This is a genomic window from Nocardia sp. NBC_01377 (assembly GCF_045040005.1).
Taxonomy (GTDB): Bacteria; Actinomycetota; Actinomycetes; order Mycobacteriales; family Mycobacteriaceae; genus Nocardia; species Nocardia noduli.
Window position 1 is genome coordinate 7,061,961 of sequence record NZ_CP109566.1, and the last position, 18,039, is coordinate 7,079,999.

Sequence of the window (18,039 nt, forward strand, 5' to 3'; positions counted from 1 at the left end):
CTCCGTGCGACGTGTTGCGGGTGAGCGTGTTTCGAGATGCGCTGACCATCGAAAGTACCGGGGTTCGGAGGACTTCGGGGTCGAGAGCCACGGTTCGACGCGGACGCGGAACAGTCAGCGATCCTGTCCACATGCACGCGAGGTGACGCGGTGAGCGAAGACCGAGCAAATGCGTGTTTCGGCGTGATACCGTTCTGCGCGGGCAGCGGGGACTGCCGCGCGGGGGAGGAAAATCAGAGCACATCCGACGGTCTCGGCGGTTCGCCCATTCTGTCGACCGTCTTCTCATATGCCATGCGGGACATGGCCATCACTTCACACAGCACCGGCCACTCAGCCTCACGGCACGGCCGGTCCTTTCTCGTTCTCCGAACACACGACAGGGGATATTGCAGTGAGATTCAAGCGTTTTGCCGTCACAGCGATGATCGCGATAGCGAGCACATCGCTCGTGACAGCTACCGCCAACGGCGCACCGGCCGATCCGCGACCGGGTAGTGAATACAGTGCGGCGGCAATGGAACCGACACACGGAGTCGATTCCGGAGTCGACTACACCGTGTCGACTTCGCCCGAGGGAGAACCCGCGATCCACGTCGCGGTGAACGGCGGGACCTTCACCCTCAACGGCAGCCATCTCGATATCAGCAACCAGTCCGGCACACTGATCGGGCAGGTCCCGTTGACATTCCGCGTCGCCGATCGGGTCGTGTCGTTCACGGCGCGGATGGCCGATTCGAATCGCGCCGTCACAATAGCCTCCACCGCTCCCACCGCAACGAACGCCGACATCGCCCAGGAACCGTTGACCGCCGATCAGCGCGCGTACTGCTGGAACGCCACGATGGGCACGGCGATCGGAATCGCCATCGGCGCGATCGTCGGGTTCCCGCTGCTGATGCCAGGACTGCTCGTCGTGGCCATCATCGGAGGTCTCGTCGGCATGAGTGTCGCGTTGACCGCTCCGATGCCGGGCATGTCGCCCACCGACGACCTCGTGACGAAGTTCTTCCGATGCCAGCAGGGGACGAGTCCTTATGGCGGGTGACACCCTGCGGAACCATCGCTGACCGGATATGAATTCTGAAGTCTCACAGAGTAATTCACCGTCGAATTCGCCGACTTCACCTTCCGCGACCACTGCCGACGGGAGCAGTCGTCGCTACATCTTTTCCGAAAGGACCACCTGACATGACACGGACAATCATCCGCAACGTTTTCGCCACCATCGGAACGGCAGCAGCTCTGACAGGAGCCGTTGTCGCGGGCACCGGTGTCGCGGCCGCCGTCGACGTCCCCTCACGGGCAAACGTCCGCTACGTGTTCTGCTCAGATGAAAAAGTCGGCAACGAGATCATCTACTACGACGAACTCGGAAAAAGAGATGAAGTCGTCACACTCGCCGAACACACCGACGGCGGTCTGTGGTGTCGAAACGTCGATGTGCAGTTCAAGAGCAGATCCTTCACATGGTCGGCGATTGCCAACGAAGACGCCCACTACGCCTACACCGCGATCTACGTGAACGGAAAAATGGCGGCTCGCGAAGAGGACCGCTCAGACTTCGGCCATGCATCAGCGCAGGCCATGTGACCGCGAATTCACGGCACGACTGACCAGCCGGGGTGCCGGACCGGGCTGGACCTGAACATGTCCACAAGCCCGGTCCGAACTCCCGAGCAGCTTCAAAGGGACTGCCCCGGCTTTGGTTGACTCGCGGGGTGTGGTGTTTCAGGCCGCGAGTGCGGGCTGATTGATTGTCTCAAACTCGATCGGGGTCAGTCGCCCGAGTCGGCGTTGTCGACGCTTTCGGTGGTAGGTCTTCTCGATCCAGACCACGATGGCCAGGCGCAGTTCCTGCCGAGTCGACCAGCGTTGGCGGTCCAGCACATTGCGTTGCAGCAACGCGAAGAACGATTCCATCGCAGCATTGTCGCCACATGCCCCGACCTTGCCCATAGACCCTCGTAAACTGTTGTCCGCCAACACTTTAACAAACCTCCGAGACCGGAACTGGCTACCACGATCGGAATGAACGATCGTGTCTTGCGGACCCCGCAGCGCGATCGCGTTCACCAGCGCCGCCACCGCCAGGGACGCCTTCATCCGCGAATCGATCGAATAGCCGACGATCCGGTTGGAGTGCACGTCCTTGATCGCGCACAGATAGAGCTTGCCCTCATCGGTCCAATGTTCGGTAATGTCGGTGAGCCACAACGCATTCGGTGTGTCCGCGGTGAACTTGCGCTGTACCAGATCGTCATGGGCCGGGGGTCCGGACTTGCGGGTCAGGCCCCGCTTCTTGGCGAACACACTCCAGATCCGCTGCTGCGAGCACAACCGGGCGACCCGGTTCTCCCCGGCGGTGATCCCGCGTGCCGGCAGCTCGTCAGCGATGAAACGGTACCCGAACGCGGGATCCTCGGCATGGATCCCCAGGGCTGCGTTGATCAGGTGCGCGTCATCCCAGTCACGTTGTGAGACAGGGTGTTTCTTCCACTTGTAGAACCCTTGTCGAGAGAATTCCAGTACCCGGCAGGTCACCGCGACGGGGATGCCGTCGGTGGCGAGGTCAAGGACCAGCGGGTACATCATTTTGGGTTGACGCCCCGGGAGAAATAGGCCACCGCGCGGCGCATGACCTCGGCTTCTTGTTCGAGTTCGCGAATCCTCTTCTTGGCCTCGCGCAGCTCTGCTGACTCCTGGCCGGTCACACCGGGCCGGTGACCCTCTTCGATATCGGCCTTGCGCAGCCAGTTCTGCAGGCAACTCACCGAGATCCCGAAATCCTTGGCGATTTTCGGCAACGGGATCTCGCCCTTGCGGGCGAGCGCGACCACGTCGCGACGGAACTCCACGGGATAGGGCTTGGGCATGGTGACATCCTTCCAGCGAGGACCAGGTCCTCACAGGTCAGGAGTCAACCGAACCGGGGGCAGTCCCAAACTACTGGGTCTGCATGGATCGAATCCTTTGGTACACAGTATCGACAGCCGAACCGTCCATATTCGCGGCGCGATGATAGTCGGCGTATTCAAGATCGGCACCGGCATACATTCCGTGGCGGTAGCGTCCAGAACCGACAAGACCGATGAGTAGTTCACCGATCGAGCCGCCGACGTTGACCGACCTCGAAACCGGCGTCATCACCACACTGCTGTCGTCGGGCACCACCGTTGCCTCCCAGTACCTGGCGCAGGTGCCGTACACACAGGTCGTCGCAAACATGGGGTATCGGTTCACCCAGCGTCGATCTGACGGTCCGGCCCGGCGCGGTACAAGTATCGGGCACACTGGACGGAATCTTCGCCAACGCAGCGGTGACCGATCACAACGGATCACCGATCGGCGAAGTCATCCTGTGGGTTGAAAACGGCTGGCTCAGCGGAATCGAATACGCCTGGTATACCGACGAACGCCCGCTCGCATTGCCGCAGCCCAGTCGGATCGAGCTGAAGTAGAGCACAGTCTGGCAGGTTGATCTGATCGAGTTCGAAAACCATCGCTGTCGTTGACGACAGATCAGACCGCACCACAACAGTCACCTCTCCTTCAGCAGCGCCTTCGCAGGCGATCACGCCAGAGCATCGAATCTGGTCAGTGCTGGAATGCTTCGCCGAGCCGTGGCAGGACGCGGCGCTTCCAGCTTCGTTCCACGGCATTGCGGACCATTCTTTGTCGACGGTTGCCGATATCGAAACCGGTTTGCGTCAGTAGAAGTCGCGTGCCGCGGCCCTGCGGCCGGATGGTCCAGTCCACGACCCACCGCGCCGGGTACTCGGCTCGGCTGTACACCCAGCTGTAGGTCAACCGCCGACACGGCTCGGCCGCCAGAACCTCGCAGGCGATTTCATCGACCGATGAGTCCGGGACGGCGAAGCGGAAGCGGGTGCCGACGATGACAGCGAATCCGGCCGGTCGAAGAAGCCACCTCTCCAACAGATCCGGCTCGGTCAACGCCCGCCACACGACCTCCGGTGACTGCGCGAAGAAGCTGCCGAGTTCGACCGCGGCGGGATTCAACCGTGGATCAGCGATCATCGGCGAACGATCCAGACGCTGACCGGGTACCGACCGCGGGGTTCAATTTCCTTGCCCTTCCTTGAATTTCGCTTCCATCTCGGCGGCCAGTTGCGGTTGCTCAGCCTCCATCTTCTGGACATAGGCGACCGCATCGCCGACTGTTCGCAAGCTCGACAGATCCTCATCAGGGATCTTGACCTCATATCTGTCCTCGAGTTGCACGGCGATCTCCACCAGCGACAGCGAATCGATCTCCAGATCATCGATGAAAGACTTCTCGGAGACCACGTCGGCGGCGTCGATACCGGTCACCTCCTCGACGATCTCCGCGATACCGGCGACGATTTCCTCCTGCGTGGCGCCCATGAATCATTCTCCTCGATGTAGTAGTCACGTTTCTGCGGAACACCGCTCGCCCCGTCCTCGACGGGTCCGGTTCGTCGGACGAGGTCGAGCAGCGGTACCGGTACGCTAGAACCTCCACCGAGGTGGAGGTGCAACAGACTGTGACGGATAACACAAAGGCGAGCACGTCGGTGAGTATCGGCGAATTGGCGCGCAGCACCGGGCTCGCCGTGCGAACAATCCGGTTCTACTGCGACGAGGGCCTTCTGGAATCCCGACGCAGTGGAGGTGGGCACCGAATCTTCGACACCGACACCGCCACCGAACGACTGCTGCTGATCCGGCGGTTGCGGTCGCTCGGTCTCGGACTCGACTCGATCACCGACGTCGTGCGCGAGGAGAGAACAATCGCCGAAGTCGTAGCCGCCGAAAGCGCCCGACTCGATATCGAATTCAAATCGCTGGCATGGCGGCGAGCGTCGCTGCGGGCCCTCGAGGCGGCCACTCCCGGGCAGCGGACTCACAGGCTCGCACTACTGGCCGCGACCCAGGACGCAACCGCAGCACACAGTCTCCTCGAACAGTTCTGGCGGCGCATTCTTACGCAGATACCTCGACGGGACGTCGACGGCTGGGTGTACTGGAATGTCCCCGAGCCGCCCGTGGATCCGTCTGTCGACGAGATCGTCGCCTACGCCGAGTTGGTCGCCCTCGTCACAGATCCTGACATGAAACGATCTGTGCAACAGCAACTCCTACGGCACAACCCAGAGCTCATCGCCGACCGTTCGAGACTGTACACCGAGGTAGGAGACGTACTCGAGGACGTAGTGGTACACATATCGGAGGGCGTGCGACCACACTGCGGCCACGAACTCGACCGATTCGTCCGTGCCCACGCCGGTGTGCGCGGGCAACGCGATTCCCTACGCTTTCGCGAGCATATGATGATCGGCGCGACCGACACCGATCAGCGGATCCACCGCTACTGGGCACTGACAGCTCGATTCCTCGGAACACGCGTCACCGTGGGACAAGCCCACCACTGGCTCTACGACGCACTCACCAACTCCACCGACGGCGGCGATAGCGGCCGGGAATCGCCGTCGTGACCGGACTCGCGATCAATGGAGTACAAATCCATTGATGGTGGACAACTCCACCGATACCGCTGTGTCTTCGGATCACTGATTCCCGGAACGATCCGCTGACCTTTCTCTCGCACCTCGGCCTCCGATGCGTACGATCGCTTCCGGGAAACGTCCTCAGCTGGGCGGTGTGACTGATCATTGAGGGAGTTCATCGATGTCTTGGCGGGATGCCAACCCTCAGCCGGTCCAGGACGACATGGACGACTTGCTCGATGCGGCGTTGAACTTGGCCGAAGAGCGGTTGGCTCAGCACGGCGGTTTCTATCCGTTCAGCATGGCCGTGGACACCTCGGGCGGCAGGAAGCTTCTCGAATCGGCAACCGGGGACGCACAGCGGGCCAAGGAGCTGAGTTTCAGGTCGCTCAAGCACTGCGGGCCGAGATCCGTGCTGCTGCGGTCGTTGTCGATGTGGCGTTGCCGGAGACCGGATCCAGTGGGATCGAAGTGCATCTCGAGCACGCCGACGGCCCGGCGATCAGTGTGCTCGAGCCTTACACGATCTCCGGCGGTGAGGTCCGGGCCGGGTCGTTGGAGGGACACACCGCACAGCATGTGATCTGGTGAGTCACCCAACGCGCGGTGGGGTCAGCTCTGGTCGTAGCGGATGATCCTTTCCGCGTTACGTCGATACCACGGGTATTTCGACGTCAGGAACGGCGCGACCTGTTTGCTCACGCCCTGGGCCCGCAACTTCGACAACGCATCCAATGCGTGGCCCGCCACGGTGTCGTCGTCAAGTTGAGCGACCGCGACTTCCGCGGCGTCGGGGTGGCGTGATTTGCCGAGCCAGTCGACCACCATCTGCCCGTCCGTCCCGAAGCCGCGGTCGGCGGCGATGGCGGCGAGTTGGTCGAAGCTTCGCTCCCGAGAACGAATCGGCGATATCGGCGCCCGGACGGCATCACATCCCCCCAGCGACCCATCGCCCGAGAGCCGTCTCACGCGATCGCCTCGCGATGTGCACATCGAAGTCCCGCGTTCAGAGGCGATCCCGTCAAGCGTCGGGTCAGTGGTGGAACACCTCGCCGAGCCGTGGCAGAACGCGGCGCTTCCAGCTTCGTTCCACAGCATTGCGGACCATTTCTTGTCGACGGTTGCCGATATCGAAACCGGTTTGCGTCAGCAGAAGTCGTGTGCCGCAGCCCTATAGTCGGATTGTCCAGTCCCCGGTCCACCGCGCCGGGTACTCCGTTCGGGTATACACCCGGCTGTAGGTCAACCGCTGACACGGCTCGGCCGCCAGCACCTCATAGGCGATTTCATCGACCGATGAGTCCGTGAAACCGCCTACGCCTACCGACGTGCCTGCCCCGGCCGCAGGTTCCGAACGCAGCGGCCCGCTGCGGAATACGAGGCAGGCGAGTGGAGGATCAGTGCGGGCCGTTGTCGGGGTTGGGGAGTTGTTGTTGCAGTGTGGTGTTGATGCGTTGGGCTTCGGCGAGTTGGTCTTCGAGGATGACGATGCGGCACGCCGAGTCGAGCGGGTTTCCAGCGTCGACGAGTTCGCGGACGCGGGTGGCGATGCGTAGTTGGTAGCGGGTGTAGCGGCGGTGCCCGCCCTCGGAGCGTTGCGGGGTCAACAGTTTCGCGGCGTCCAGGGCACGCAGGAAGGCTTGGGTGACCCCGAGCGCCGCGGCGGCGGCGCCCATGCTGTAGGCGGGGTAGTCCTCGTCATCGAGGTTGCCCGGGGGCTTGTCGGTGGGTTCGGGCGCGGCTTGTTCCATGTACACCTGTCCGGTAAACGGGGCACGGCCCCCGGCGCGTGGTGCGCCGGGGGCCCGAGGGGGTTTTCACTTCACAAGCCGTACCTGATGACCGACTTCGTGCTTTCACGCCTCAGGAAGAAAAGACGCGAGGAATACGTGCGCGTGACTGCCGATCACCTCCTGTGAATTCTTGCCGACTACGCGATGCCCCACTGCCCGAAACGAGGACAGGTCTCGGGTACCGCTTCCTACTCATCGTGCGCCCTGCCCGACGAGGGAACTCACTCGCCGGGAAGGGGTGTTCTGGTACTGCCTGCATCTGCTCCGGGAAGTTCGTTCTCTACCCGGCCTCTGGACTTCTTACTTTGGTGATGCAGGCGAAGGTACAACATCCGAACGCGGATGTCTACCACCACCGCTACAGAATTTCTGGCTCCATCGACACGGTCACATCCCGGCAGGTCGATCGCCCACCGGGCCGCCCCTGCCAGGTTCTCGAGGTCGGCGAGGGGCGATTGCACCGGCCCGGTTCGTCTCCGCCTGCCCGTACGCCCGGAGATGAACCGAGTCGACGGGCGGAAGAAATCTGTAGGGACGGGGGTAGACATTGTGTGAATCCGGGGTTAAAGTCACTGCCGTTGCTAGGAAAGACCGAGTGGCCGGGCAGGTGAACTGCCCGGAGTAGGAAATGGCTCGACCGTTCCCCGCGAGCGGAGAAGAAGATCCGGTGCACCAGGCCGGACCGCCGCGGGGAACGAGAAATACCGCAGACACGAAGTTCGCTCGACCAGGAGGTGGCCACTGCACCAGTTGCCGGACTTTCCGGTGCCCGGTAAGGATCGGGCACCTCGCTCGACGCCGACCCAGCCGGTCGGCGAACAGAACTAGAATTTCGACCGATCAGACGCAAGTTTCCGGGGCCTCGGCGCACAGTGCGCCGAGGCCCCGGAGGTATCTGTGGAGCAGGGGCGGGCGGGCGTCCTGGCCACCGATCCGCGACTACAGACTCGACCAACGAATCGATCCCGACCCAGACCACCGACCATGAACATGACCCGAGCACGCACCGGCCGAACCGAAGTTCTTCTTCCCCGAGCCCTGAACCCGGCCGTTCTCGATATGGTGATCCGCCACCACGTCCAGGCGACCCTGGCCCGCACCGGCGAATGGCCCGCGACCATCCGACGAGACCCCGGTTCCGAGCACTCCCCCGGGGGCATGTCTGGCCAGTCACCTACACCACCACCCCCGACCCGCGACACAACTGACGCGCGAACACACCGACCTCATACCTGGACTGACCACCGTACAAAAATCGTTCGGTTCACCTACACCTGTGCTCCGGAGCGGGACCTGTGACTCGCAGAGATAAATGGCGGTGTTCTCGCGGTGTCAGGTGGCGGTGGTGCGGCCGCCTGGCGGTCGGTACGTGTTCGGGTGAGTGGTGGTGGTCAGGGTGATGGGATGGTGAATGTTGTTCCGGTGAGCGGGGTAGGGGTGATGTGTGGTCCGTCGATGGCCAGCGTTCGAACGTCGTAGGTGCTGAGGGGTTTTCCGTCGGCGGTGACGTCGGTGAAGGTGACAGGGCTGAATCCGGGCACGTTGTAGGGGATCGCCTCGACGACGGTCAGTGCGCCGGTGGGGATGACGCTGCCGTGGTAGGTCGCGCCGTAGTGCCAGCCTCGGGTGGTGTTCGCGAGAGTCAGGCGATAGGTGGATTGCCCGTCCCAGGTGATGGTGGCGGTGATGTCGTCTCCGGATCGGATGGGCGGGTTGTCCCAGGTGGTTCCGGGGGCGTCGGGGTCGGGGACGGGCAGTCCTGATTGGTCACCGAAGGAGGGGGCGGCGAAGAAGGCGGTGTTGTGGGCTACTCCGTCCAGACACAGTGCGCCGGTTCCGGTCTGGACGAGGCTGCGGTTGTTCGTCTCGTTCGTGCCGACCATCCCGATCCAGGCACCCATGTGGGGGACGAACAATGTTCCTATCGCTGCTTCCGGTATCGCGAGCAGGCCGGGGATTTTCAGCATGGACGAGCCGGTCACGAGGGTGTTGGTGACCCCGCCCAGGACGCCGGAGATGGTGGGCGGGCAGGTCACCTCCGGTTGTGTCCAGTGCGCGGTGAGGGTGGTGAACGATGATGCGAGGGCCCCGTAGCCGCTGTAGACCGCGGGGCCGGGTGTCAGTTGCGGTGGTGGCGCGGCGGATGCGGGCCCGCACAGCGAGAGGGTCGTCAACGCAAGGCCAAGGGCCGCAATTCGTTTCACGTCGAAAAGCCTAGATCGGATGCGGGGCGTGGCCGCGGAGTTGAGCTCTCGTGTCCTGCCGCGCTTGCCTGGGGTAGGACACGGGTTGTCAGGTACTACCGATGACGAGGGTGCTGCGGGCGGTTTCGACGACGTCGGTGGTGATGGTGTGGAGTTCGTTGATTTTCATGATGCGTTGGATCGGGGTGAACAGGCGTTGCAGGAGGCGGAAGTTGCCGCTGGTGATGCGGGCGACCGCGGCGATGGCTTGGGTGTCGGTGAAGTCGTCGGGGTCGAGTTGTAGGCCGAGTTTGTGCGCGGCCTGGGCGGTGTTCAACTTTGTTCACGTGGTCGAAGCCAGGCGCGGATTGTGGTCTGGGCCAAACGGTACATCCGGTCGCCGTAGGCCCGATGACCGTCGCTGACGAACCCGCCAGCCGAATCTCTGAGGTCGTTTACGCCGAGTGGAAAGTCTGCTGGGGGGACGGATTTCGGCAAAGCGGTATATGGAGCCAACGGCTCCATATCGTAGCCGCTCGCGGATCGCCTGTTGCGGCTGATCTGATGCTGAGCGAGGCGGTTCGTCGCTTCGATGCCCTGATCGACATAGAACTGGAGGATTCGAAACTGCCCATCGGCGTGGCGCGGTAAGAGACGCGAGCGATGTTGGAGCACGAATGCGCACACCAAAGGCGCGTGCCATGCGTACATCATGGGGTCTGATTGCTCAACCGCCAACGCGGCGTGCCAGGAGTCGATGCATGGCATCGCAGCACCACATTCGCACGCCGGTACCTCAATTCCAGCCACGAACGTCGGGCTCACGCGCTTGTTTTCTCGGCGGCCGCGGTGAGGTGCCGGTAGATGGTGGGACGGGTTACCCCGAACTCGGCGGCGATCTGGGCCACGGTGTAACGACGGCGCCCGGTCTCGTCGAGTTCGGCATACATCTGCCGAGCCAGGGTCACATGACGGGGTCCGAGTTTCGGTTTCTGCCCGCCGGTGCGCCCACGGGCACGGGCGGCAGCCAGACCGTCGCGGGTGCGCTCCGACATCAGCGCGTGCTCGAACTCGGCGATCGCACCGAGGATCTGGAAGAACATCCGCCCGACCGCGGTCGAGGTGTCGATGCCCTGATCCAGCACCACCAGATCCACCTTCCGCTCGGCGAGATCGGCGGCAAGGTCGATCAAGTGCTCGAGAGTGCGTCCGAGGCGGTCGAGTTTGGTGACCACCAGCTGGTCACCGGGCCGGGTCGCCACCAGCAGCGCCTTGTCCAACTCCGGGCGCGCAGCCAACTTGCCCGAGGCCTTGTCGAGGAAGATCTGCTCGCACCCGGCCGCGGTGAGCGCGTCATGTTGCCCGTCGGAGTTCTGGTCGGTGGTCGATACGCGTCCGTAGCCGATTCTCACGCCGGGAATGTATCGGAAACCCCCGACAGGTTTACTTTGGCGCGTACACGGCAGGCGTTACAAACCCCGCCTGCGGAAACACTCTGCCGCCGAACGTGTCTCGCGAACGATCGTTTTCGACTCGAGTGATCACCGATCTGTGTCGCAGCATGTGAGGCGGCCTGGCCGCCTCACATGCTTGCCGATGGTCAGCCCCTGCCGGCCGTTCGATCCTCTTCACAGGCTTTCAGTTGCTCGGACGTGAAATCGGTGGCAGGCTCGCCGAACCAGCGCGACAGACAGTCGTCTAGGTCCTGCTGATCGTCGCCGAACCAGGCGACATGGCCGTCGGCGCGTAGCAGGACACACGGAACATCCAGTGCCGCAGCGGGATCCGCGAGGTAGTCGACCCGGTCTGACCAACCACCGACGGTCAGGCGTTCGGTGCGGTCCAGCAGCAGGCCGCGGCCGCGGTGCAGCAGACCGTAGAGGCGGCCCTGTTTCAGGTCGATGTCGGGCAGGCGACGGCCGAGCAGGTCGGGGCCGTCGCCGAAGTCGTAGCGTATGCCGGTCGCGGTGATCTTCTCGATCAGATAGCGGTTCACCTCGTCGAAGTCCATCAATTCGGTGAGCAGTCTGCGTACCGCCTGTGGGCCTGGTTCGGTGGCGTGCAGTTCCATCTGGGCGCGAGTGTTGTTCAGTACGTCCTCGGCGACCGGATGACGTTCAGCATGGTAGGTGTCCAGCAGCGTTTCCGGCGCCCAGCCGTGGATCTGTGCGGCCAGTTTCCAGCCGAGGTTGAACGCATCCTGAATGCCCAGGTTCAGGCCCTGACCGCCGGCGGGCGGATGGATGTGCGCCGCATCGCCGGCCAGCAGCACACGCCCGACCTGATAGTGCTCGGCCAGCCGAGTGGCATCGCCGAAGCGGGACAACCCGCGTGGGGAGTGCACGCCGAAGTCGGTTCCGGCGATGGCGCGCAACTGTAGTTTGAAGTCCTCGAAGGTGGGTGGTTCCGCGCGATCACTGACTCCCGCAGCGGGGACGACAACGCTGTAGGTTCTTTCGCTCACGGGCCGAAGATTGAATCGCTTATTAGTTCTGTAGATCTCGGCCGCTTTGGCGGCGATCTCCGCCTGCGGCGCATCCACTTCCATCTCGCCCATCAGCGTGTCGTTGCGTGAGGGCTCGCCGGGGAAGCCGACGCCGAGCAGTTTGCGCACCGCGCTGCGCGCGCCGTCACAGCCGACGAGGTAACGCGCACGCAGCTGCTCGCCGTCGGACAGCTCGACGGTCACCCCGTCGTCGTCCTGCTCGAAGCCGGCCACCGCACAACCGCGCCGGACCTGCGCGCCCAGCGTGATCGCATGTTCTTCGAGCAGGCGAACGATGACCGGCTGCTGGATGCCCAGCAGATAGGCGTACGCGGAATCCAAGCCCTCGGGCGCGGGTGTGGGAATGGCGGCGAAGATACCGCCGACCGGACGCCGCCTTCCGTGTTCGAGAACGCGATCCAGCAGTCCACGCATCGCCAGCAGCTCGAGACTGCGCGTGTGCAGGCTGACTATGCGCACAAACGACGCGGGCTCGGTTTCCTTCTCCAGAACGAGTACCCGCACATCGTGCAGACGCAGTTCGGACGCCAGCATCGCACCAGTTGGTCCGCATCCGGCGATGATCACCTCGAACATGAGGGGCGTGCGAATGGTGTCGGAGGCCGGCGACCGGAGGTCGGAGATGTCACCGGCGATGACATCGCGCTCGGGAACGCTGTGGTCACCGGTGCGGTTTTCGGAAACGAATTGCACGATAGTGCCTTTCGGGAGTGCTGGTGAACGGCGCTCCCGGACGACGACCTATCGCCCGACCATGACCCACGAGGGGAGCACCCATGTCGATACTGCGTTCACGGGTACCACCTCCTCGGTCTCTTGCACGGTCTCCGAGAAGGTAACAGTGGTCGCCGTGGTTCGCCAACAGGTTTTTGCAGAGAATGAAATCGCCCCGAACGCGCACTGCTCGGCTGGTTACAGGCCGTTGAGGAGCGACGCCAAGAGCACCGGGTCGAGGTCAGAAGAGGGTGTCACGGACACGGAGCGGGCGGTAACCGGTCGACCCGAGCACGAAACTCGACCTCCAGCACACCGACCAACCTCATCGGCAGCCAACCCAGCCACCAATCACGCTGTCCCGCAGCCCGAACCGGGCCCCGACGTAACCGCTGGTCAAGCCATTGTCGTTGTTTTCGCACGGTCCAGGACCCCGAGTCGGCGGAAGACCGCCCTCCGCCGACTCACACCCCAAGTTCAGACGCATGGGTCACTCATCCGGATCCCCTCTTTCTGGATCAAGCTAATGTACTGGTCCGGTGATCGTTCTCAGGGGGCAGGATGGATCTGCGGAATATCCGACAGTGGGATACAGGCGCGCTCGAACAGTTGGAAAACGCGCTGTCGCAACATATTCAGACAATCGATGATGTGCACGGGCAGATCTCCGACATCGGCGAGCTGCCAGGGTGGGAAGGTCAAGCCGCTGATGCGGCACGTCAGCGGTTCGTGGTGACCGCCGACGAGTTGACCGATGAGGCCGCCGCCTTGGGGGCCGTGCGCACGGTCACCGGTGAGTCGCGGGTCGCTGTGCTGCATATCAAGAATCAGCTGACCGATATCGAGACAGACGCCGCGAGCGACGGTCTGCAGGTGCGTGATGACGCCACCGTGGTCAGCGTCGACACCACCACACGCACGCCTGAGGAAGCTGCGTTGCGTGAGCAGCGCCGGGTCGAGTTGCAAGCCCGCGCCAAGGCTCTGATCGCACAAGCCGAAGACATCGCCAACGATGCCGCCGCGGTGCTGACGAGGGCCGCCGAAGGAAAGATCGATGATCGCGGTGCGACCGATACCCGAACCGCCGCGGCGCAGGGAGCCAACGACGGGCACCTCACCGCACCGGCACCGCCGACAGACACCAGTCCCGCCGCGGCAAAGGCATATTGGGAGGCACTGCCGGAGTCGCAACGCCGCGAAGTCATCACCCAGCACCCCGAGTGGGTCGGCAACCGGGACGGGATCCCGTCGGCGGTCCGGCACGAGGCCAATGTCAATCGCATCGACTCCGAACGTCAACGCCTGGAAGACCGCAGGGACAAGCTGAAGGTCGATATCGACAACCATCCCTTCAACGGTGCCTTCACCAACGAGGACGCCGAACTCGAGCTCGTAGAGAACAAACTTCACGAACTGGACAAGATCGAACAGATTTTGAAGGAGAACCCGATCAACCCCGACGCCGCCAACGACCAGGGCGCACGCCTGCTGCTGCTGGACATGGAATCCGGGGCGCAGGGCAAGGCCGCCATCGCCACGGGCGATCCGGACAACGCCGACCACATCTCGGTCGCCGTCCCAGGAGTCAACACCACGATCGACTCGCTCGGTGGCATGGTCTCCGAAGGCAAAGCACTGCAAACCGAAACAGCGCGGCAGTTGGAAATCGCTGGGAAAGGAGGGGAGAAAGTGGCGACAATCTCCTGGCTGGGCTACGAACCACCGGTCACCAAGGGCGGTCTCGACGACTACGTCGGTGGCTGGAGCGACGCGGCCCAAACCGACCGCGCCAACGCCGCCGCCCCACAACTCGCACAATTCTTCGACGGCCTCGACGTCGCGTCGAACAAGGACGATCCGCACCTGACCGGACTCGGACACTCCTACGGCTCCTACACCCTGGCCCGAGCGCTACAGGATCCAGGAACCGGACAACCGGTCGATGACGCCGTGTTCTACGGCTCGCCCGGAATCAACGCCAGTGACGAACCCGACCTCGGACTGAGACAGGGCCACGGCTATGTGATGCGCTCGGCCGACGATCCGATCACCATCGGCGACACCACCCACACCTTCGGCCCCGACCCGGTCACCACCAACCTCGAACAACTCTCCGTCGGCGCCGGGACCACACCCGACGGGGTCTCGCGGGAAGGCGCGGCAGGCCACAGCGAATACCCGCGCCCCAGCGGTGAAGGACCGTGGAACGGGAAACTGCGTACCTCCGGCTACAACATGGCCGTCGTCATCGGTGGCCTACCCGCAGAACAACTCTACCGATGACACGCCCTCGAATCGGAACCGCCACAGCCCACCTGATGACCGCGGCCCTACTGCCGATGTTGCTGCTGACCGGATGCGGAGAAACCATGCTCGACGGCCCCCAGACCTACAGCCCAGCAGAAGTACGACAGGCCGCCGAGAACATGCGTACCTGGCCCTCGCTGGAAACCACCGAACAGCAAGTCACCACCGCGATCCAACAAATCGCCGACAGTGCCAGCGCCATCAACCCCACACTGCAATGGCAATGGCGGCGTGACCGTAACAGCAGCGGAACCTGCTCCGGCGCCTACGAAGACACCGACGGCTGGTACGTCACCACCCAACTCCTCGTCTCCGACACACCGATCCCCGATACCGACTGGCCCCAGATCCTTCAGTCGGCCACCCAGATCGCCAGATCCTTCGGAATGGACCAGGTCGGGGTTCTCATCGACCGCCCAGGCCACCACGACGTGTCCTTCGGCAGCCCCGATGGAAACACCCTACGGTTCGCCACATTCAAGACCGCGGTGCTGGATGCCACCACCGGCTGCCGCTACAAACAAGCCGACCTCGACAAACCCCACGAATAGAAATGGCTTGGCCACGGCACGACAGAGCATCCGTCGGACAGTGGCCATCCGAATGTCAGATTTGAGTAGAGCCCAACCTGACACCACTGACCGGATGCGAACTACGTCAGAATAGGATCAGATTTCCTATTTCTTGACACTTGTCTGCTGGATTCACAGAGTCCAACCTGACATTTCAGGTGCGGGAAGGACTTTCAGGGATGCGCGTCGGCTACATCAGGGTCTCGACCGTCGACCAGAACACCGTCCGACAACTCGACGGCATCGAGGTCGAACGCACCTTCACCGACAAAGCCTCCGGGAAAGACACCGCACGACCACAACTCGACGAACTCCTCGCCTTCGTCCGCGCCGGCGACATCGTCCTCGTCCACTCCATGGACCGGCTCGCCCGCAACCTCGACGACCTGAGGAGGCTCGTGCGACTGCTCACCGGCAAGGGGGTGCGGGTCGAGTTCGTGAAGGAGTCACTGACCTTCACCGGGGAGGACTCACCGATGGCAAACCTGCTACTGAACGTGATGGGCGCCTTCGCCGAATTCGAACGCTCCCTCATCCTCGAACGCCAACGCGAAGGCATCGCCGCCGCCAAAACCCGCGGCGCCTACACGGGGCGCAAACCAGCTCTCACTGCCGAACAGGCCCAGCAGCTCCGCACCCGTGCGGGTGATGGTGAACCGAAGTCGCTGCTGGCCAGGGAATTCGGGATCAGCCGCGAAACCGTCTACGCCTACCTGCGCGCCTGAGCTGTCCGTCGGGACAACTGTCCCCTGCACGGGGACAGGATCACACGCGGCACCGAACGTGACCGACCGACGCAGCATAGATGTGCCGGACGGTGTTGCTGTCACACCCGTGGGTCGTGGCGGCTCAGTTGTGTGAGTCGTGACGATGGGATGGTGTTTCCGATGGACGAGTCCGGGTGGCTGGCCGAGCGCTTCGAGAAGGAGCGCCCCCGGTTACACGCTGTGGCGTATCGGATGCTGGGGTCGGTAGCCGAAGCCGAAGCAGAGGACGCGGTCCAGGATGCCTGGCTGCGGTTGAGCCGCACCGGCGCGGCGCAGATCGACAACCTCGGCGGATGGTTGACCACCGTTGTCGCGCGGGAGTGTTTGCATCAGTTGCGTTCCCGTCGACATCGTCGGGAAGTCCCGCTCGACGCGCAACTGCCGGAGTTGGTGATCTCCGATCCAGATCTCGGCCCTGAGCAGGAGATGCTGCTCGCCGACGCGGTCGGGCTGGCCCTGCTGGTGGTGCTGGGACGGCTCGCTCCGGCCGAGCGGGTGGCGTTCGTGCTCCACGACATGTTCGACCTCCCTTTCGCCGAGATCGCCGAAATCCTCGGGCGCACTCCTGTCGCCGCACGACAACTGGCCAGCCGCGCGCGGCGCCGTGTGCACGGAGCCGCGGTCCCCGACCCCGGCCCGGACCTGGCACGGCAACGGAAGGTGGTCGAGGCTTTCTACGCAGCAGCCCGAAAGGCCGACTTCGATGCCTTGCTCCAGATTCTCGATCCCGACATCGTGCTGCGGACCGATTACGGGAGCTGCGGCAACCGATCCGCGAGCGTTGTCCACGGGGCGGCGGCAGTGGCCGAACAGGTGCGTGTGCCGCGCGGCGGCAGGTTGCGTCGCCTGCTGGTCAACGGGGCGATCGGCGCCCTGATCACCCGCGATGAGCAGCCGTATTCGGTGATGGTCTTCTCCGTCGCCGACGACAGGATCGTCAGGGTCGACGTCATCCGCGACACCGACCGTGTCCACCGTGTCGCAGCCACTGTGGCCGGGCTGCCGGTGTGATCGGCCGGTGATCCGGGCCCGGCGCGCGAACGACGCGCCGGGCCCGGCCCGGTCAGTAGTACTTGACCGACGGCCGTACTTCGACCGCTCCACCCATCCGTGCCTGAGGGACGCGCGCGGCGATCGCGACGGCAGCGGCGAGGTCCTCGGCCTCGACCACCGCGAAACCGCCGACCGCGTGGCCTGTTCCGAGCCACGGGCCCTCGGTGAGAACGGGCGAACCGTCCTTCACCGTGACCGTCGTGGCATCCTGGGGCAGCCCCATCGGCGGCGCACCACTCCAGTTCTCCATCTTCGACAGGGCAGCGAAATCGGTGTAGGCCGCTGTGCGGACTTCCTCTGACACTCGCTCCGCTTCCGGCGTACCCGGCAACGGGTACGTACCGTGATAGATCACCAACACAAACTGCATCCTGTCCTCCTCATAGGCGAGTGCGTCACCCGCACACACCAATGAGCCCGAACACGACACCGATGTGACCGGAATCCCCACAGGAGAAGCGCACCCTGGAAACGGCTGCCCTGTCATGTGTTCGCCACAAAGCCATCGTCCCATTTCAGGACCAGGACACTAGCTGCCGAAATGTGGCATACACCGCGGTGCCTCGACACCGTGCCGATGAAACTGTCCGGACATTCCTCGGTGCGCGGCCTCGTGAGGTACGCGAAGGTCTCCGATGAAGGGTTGCGCCGC

The 18,039-nt window shown here is 63.6% G+C and carries 20 protein-coding genes and 1 pseudogene; 9 read left to right on the top strand and 12 right to left on the bottom strand.

Going from position 1 to position 18,039, the window contains the following annotated elements:
• The first annotated feature begins 517 nt into the window (after positions 1-517).
• Positions 518-1,048 carry a hypothetical protein gene (locus tag OG225_RS32570; RefSeq protein WP_405178669.1) on the top strand — a complete coding sequence of 177 codons (531 nt, stop codon included), beginning with the start codon at positions 518-520 and terminating at the stop codon, positions 1,046-1,048.
• A 143-nt stretch (positions 1,049-1,191) separates the two neighbouring features.
• The gene (locus OG225_RS32575) at positions 1,192-1,593 is read left to right on the top strand and encodes a hypothetical protein (protein WP_405178670.1); all 402 of its coding nucleotides are present in this window, start codon (positions 1,192-1,194) and stop codon (positions 1,591-1,593) included.
• Positions 1,594-1,731: 138 nt separating this feature from the next.
• On the opposite strand, the gene OG225_RS32580 is transcribed toward OG225_RS32575, so the two are convergent.
• Together OG225_RS32580 and OG225_RS32585 are read right to left on the bottom strand one after the other, a co-directional pair.
• Positions 1,732-2,876, bottom strand: a protein-coding gene (locus OG225_RS32580) for an IS3 family transposase (RefSeq protein ID WP_405178671.1) whose coding sequence is annotated in 2 segments (ribosomal slippage) — positions 1,732-2,597 and positions 2,597-2,876 — 1,146 coding nt in all. Because the reading frame shifts where the segments join, the coding sequence is not laid out codon by codon here.
• Positions 2,877-2,946: 70 nt separating this feature from the next.
• Positions 2,947-3,174 (bottom strand): hypothetical protein, encoded by a 228-nt coding sequence (locus OG225_RS32585; protein WP_405178672.1) that lies wholly within the window; start codon positions 3,172-3,174, stop codon positions 2,947-2,949.
• Positions 3,175-3,320: 146 nt separating this feature from the next.
• Between OG225_RS32585 and OG225_RS32590 the strand changes: the two genes are divergently transcribed.
• On the top strand, positions 3,321-3,461 hold the full coding sequence (locus tag OG225_RS32590; protein WP_405178673.1) for a hypothetical protein: 141 nt from the start codon (positions 3,321-3,323) through the stop codon (positions 3,459-3,461).
• Positions 3,462-3,597: 136 nt separating this feature from the next.
• Here the strand turns inward: OG225_RS32590 and OG225_RS32595 are convergent, their stop codons facing one another.
• The gene (locus tag OG225_RS32595) at positions 3,598-4,041 is read right to left on the bottom strand and encodes an SRPBCC domain-containing protein (RefSeq protein ID WP_405178674.1); all 444 of its coding nucleotides are present in this window, start codon (positions 4,039-4,041) and stop codon (positions 3,598-3,600) included.
• Between the two features lie 42 nt (positions 4,042-4,083).
• On the bottom strand, positions 4,084-4,389 hold the full coding sequence (gene acpM / locus OG225_RS32600; RefSeq protein WP_405178675.1) for a meromycolate extension acyl carrier protein AcpM: 306 nt from the start codon (positions 4,387-4,389) through the stop codon (positions 4,084-4,086).
• Between the two features lie 140 nt (positions 4,390-4,529).
• On the opposite strand from acpM, the gene OG225_RS32605 reads away from it, so the two are divergent.
• Both OG225_RS32605 and OG225_RS32610 read left to right on the top strand, forming a co-directional pair.
• Complete coding sequence (locus OG225_RS32605) at positions 4,530-5,480, top strand: MerR family transcriptional regulator (RefSeq protein WP_405178676.1); 951 nt, start codon at positions 4,530-4,532, stop codon at positions 5,478-5,480.
• Between the two features lie 447 nt (positions 5,481-5,927).
• Positions 5,928-6,083 (top strand): hypothetical protein, encoded by a 156-nt coding sequence (locus OG225_RS32610; protein ID WP_405178677.1) that lies wholly within the window; start codon positions 5,928-5,930, stop codon positions 6,081-6,083.
• A 21-nt stretch (positions 6,084-6,104) separates the two neighbouring features.
• Here OG225_RS32610 and OG225_RS32615 read toward each other — a convergent pair whose 3' ends face one another.
• The 7 genes and pseudogenes from OG225_RS32615 to OG225_RS32645 form a co-directional block, all read right to left on the bottom strand.
• The gene (locus OG225_RS32615) at positions 6,105-6,590 is read right to left on the bottom strand and encodes a hypothetical protein (protein ID WP_405178678.1); all 486 of its coding nucleotides are present in this window, start codon (positions 6,588-6,590) and stop codon (positions 6,105-6,107) included.
• A gap of 299 nt (positions 6,591-6,889) precedes the next feature.
• Positions 6,890-7,243, bottom strand: a complete 354-nt coding sequence (locus tag OG225_RS32620) for a MerR family transcriptional regulator (RefSeq protein WP_405178679.1) — start codon at positions 7,241-7,243, stop codon at positions 6,890-6,892.
• Between the two features lie 1,433 nt (positions 7,244-8,676).
• Positions 8,677-9,489 (bottom strand): G1 family glutamic endopeptidase, encoded by an 813-nt coding sequence (locus OG225_RS32625; protein ID WP_405178680.1) that lies wholly within the window; start codon positions 9,487-9,489, stop codon positions 8,677-8,679.
• 88 nt (positions 9,490-9,577) lie between these two features.
• Positions 9,578-9,781 (bottom strand): annotated as a pseudogene (locus OG225_RS32630) (ATP-binding protein); the annotation flags it as partial.
• 20 nt (positions 9,782-9,801) lie between these two features.
• Positions 9,802-10,293, bottom strand: coding sequence for a DUF5946 family protein (locus tag OG225_RS32635; RefSeq protein ID WP_405178681.1), 492 nt, complete (start codon positions 10,291-10,293; stop codon positions 9,802-9,804).
• Positions 10,290-10,880: a recombinase family protein gene (locus OG225_RS32640; protein ID WP_405178682.1), complete on the bottom strand. Its 591-nt coding sequence runs from the start codon at positions 10,878-10,880 to the stop codon at positions 10,290-10,292. The genes OG225_RS32635 and OG225_RS32640 overlap by 4 nt, the downstream gene beginning before the upstream one ends.
• Positions 10,881-11,068: 188 nt before the next feature.
• Positions 11,069-12,550, bottom strand: coding sequence for an FAD-dependent monooxygenase (locus OG225_RS32645; protein ID WP_405183444.1), 1,482 nt, complete (start codon positions 12,548-12,550; stop codon positions 11,069-11,071).
• A 699-nt stretch (positions 12,551-13,249) separates the two neighbouring features.
• Here OG225_RS32645 and OG225_RS32650 point away from each other — a divergent pair.
• From OG225_RS32650 to OG225_RS32665, 4 genes are all read left to right on the top strand, one after another.
• Complete coding sequence (locus OG225_RS32650) at positions 13,250-14,971, top strand: alpha/beta hydrolase (RefSeq protein WP_405178683.1); 1,722 nt, start codon at positions 13,250-13,252, stop codon at positions 14,969-14,971.
• Between the two features lie 35 nt (positions 14,972-15,006).
• Complete coding sequence (locus tag OG225_RS32655) at positions 15,007-15,546, top strand: LppA family lipoprotein (RefSeq protein ID WP_405178684.1); 540 nt, start codon at positions 15,007-15,009, stop codon at positions 15,544-15,546.
• Between the two features lie 200 nt (positions 15,547-15,746).
• Positions 15,747-16,292: a recombinase family protein gene (locus tag OG225_RS32660; protein ID WP_405178685.1), complete on the top strand. Its 546-nt coding sequence runs from the start codon at positions 15,747-15,749 to the stop codon at positions 16,290-16,292.
• A 162-nt stretch (positions 16,293-16,454) separates the two neighbouring features.
• A complete protein-coding gene (locus tag OG225_RS32665; RefSeq protein WP_405178686.1) occupies positions 16,455-17,345 on the top strand; it encodes a sigma-70 family RNA polymerase sigma factor in 891 nt (296 codons plus the stop codon).
• 52 nt (positions 17,346-17,397) lie between these two features.
• Here OG225_RS32665 and OG225_RS32670 read toward each other — a convergent pair whose 3' ends face one another.
• Positions 17,398-17,757, bottom strand: coding sequence for a YciI family protein (locus tag OG225_RS32670; RefSeq protein ID WP_405178687.1), 360 nt, complete (start codon positions 17,755-17,757; stop codon positions 17,398-17,400).
• Positions 17,758-18,039: the final 282 nt, after the last annotated feature.

Excerpts from the sequence above, each read along its gene's own strand:
- OG225_RS32645 (WP_405183444.1), bottom strand. The coding sequence starts at position 12,550 with ATGTTCGAGGTGATCATCGCCGGATGCGGACCAACTGGTGCGATGCTG.
- OG225_RS32575 (WP_405178670.1), top strand. The coding sequence starts at position 1,192 with ATGACACGGACAATCATCCGCAACGTTTTCGCCACCATCGGAACGGCA.
- OG225_RS32620 (WP_405178679.1), bottom strand. The coding sequence starts at position 7,243 with ATGGAACAAGCCGCGCCCGAACCCACCGACAAGCCCCCGGGCAACCTC.
- OG225_RS32655 (WP_405178684.1), top strand. The coding sequence starts at position 15,007 with ATGACCGCGGCCCTACTGCCGATGTTGCTGCTGACCGGATGCGGAGAA.
- OG225_RS32665 (WP_405178686.1), top strand. The coding sequence starts at position 16,455 with ATGGACGAGTCCGGGTGGCTGGCCGAGCGCTTCGAGAAGGAGCGCCCC.
- OG225_RS32650 (WP_405178683.1), top strand. The coding sequence starts at position 13,250 with ATGGATCTGCGGAATATCCGACAGTGGGATACAGGCGCGCTCGAACAG.
- acpM (WP_405178675.1), bottom strand. The coding sequence starts at position 4,389 with ATGGGCGCCACGCAGGAGGAAATCGTCGCCGGTATCGCGGAGATCGTC.
- OG225_RS32670 (WP_405178687.1), bottom strand. The coding sequence starts at position 17,757 with ATGCAGTTTGTGTTGGTGATCTATCACGGTACGTACCCGTTGCCGGGT.
- OG225_RS32595 (WP_405178674.1), bottom strand. The coding sequence starts at position 4,041 with ATGATCGCTGATCCACGGTTGAATCCCGCCGCGGTCGAACTCGGCAGC.
- OG225_RS32615 (WP_405178678.1), bottom strand. The coding sequence starts at position 6,590 with ATGCTGTGGAACGAAGCTGGAAGCGCCGCGTTCTGCCACGGCTCGGCG.
- OG225_RS32570 (WP_405178669.1), top strand. The coding sequence starts at position 518 with ATGGAACCGACACACGGAGTCGATTCCGGAGTCGACTACACCGTGTCG.
- OG225_RS32660 (WP_405178685.1), top strand. The coding sequence starts at position 15,747 with ATGCGCGTCGGCTACATCAGGGTCTCGACCGTCGACCAGAACACCGTC.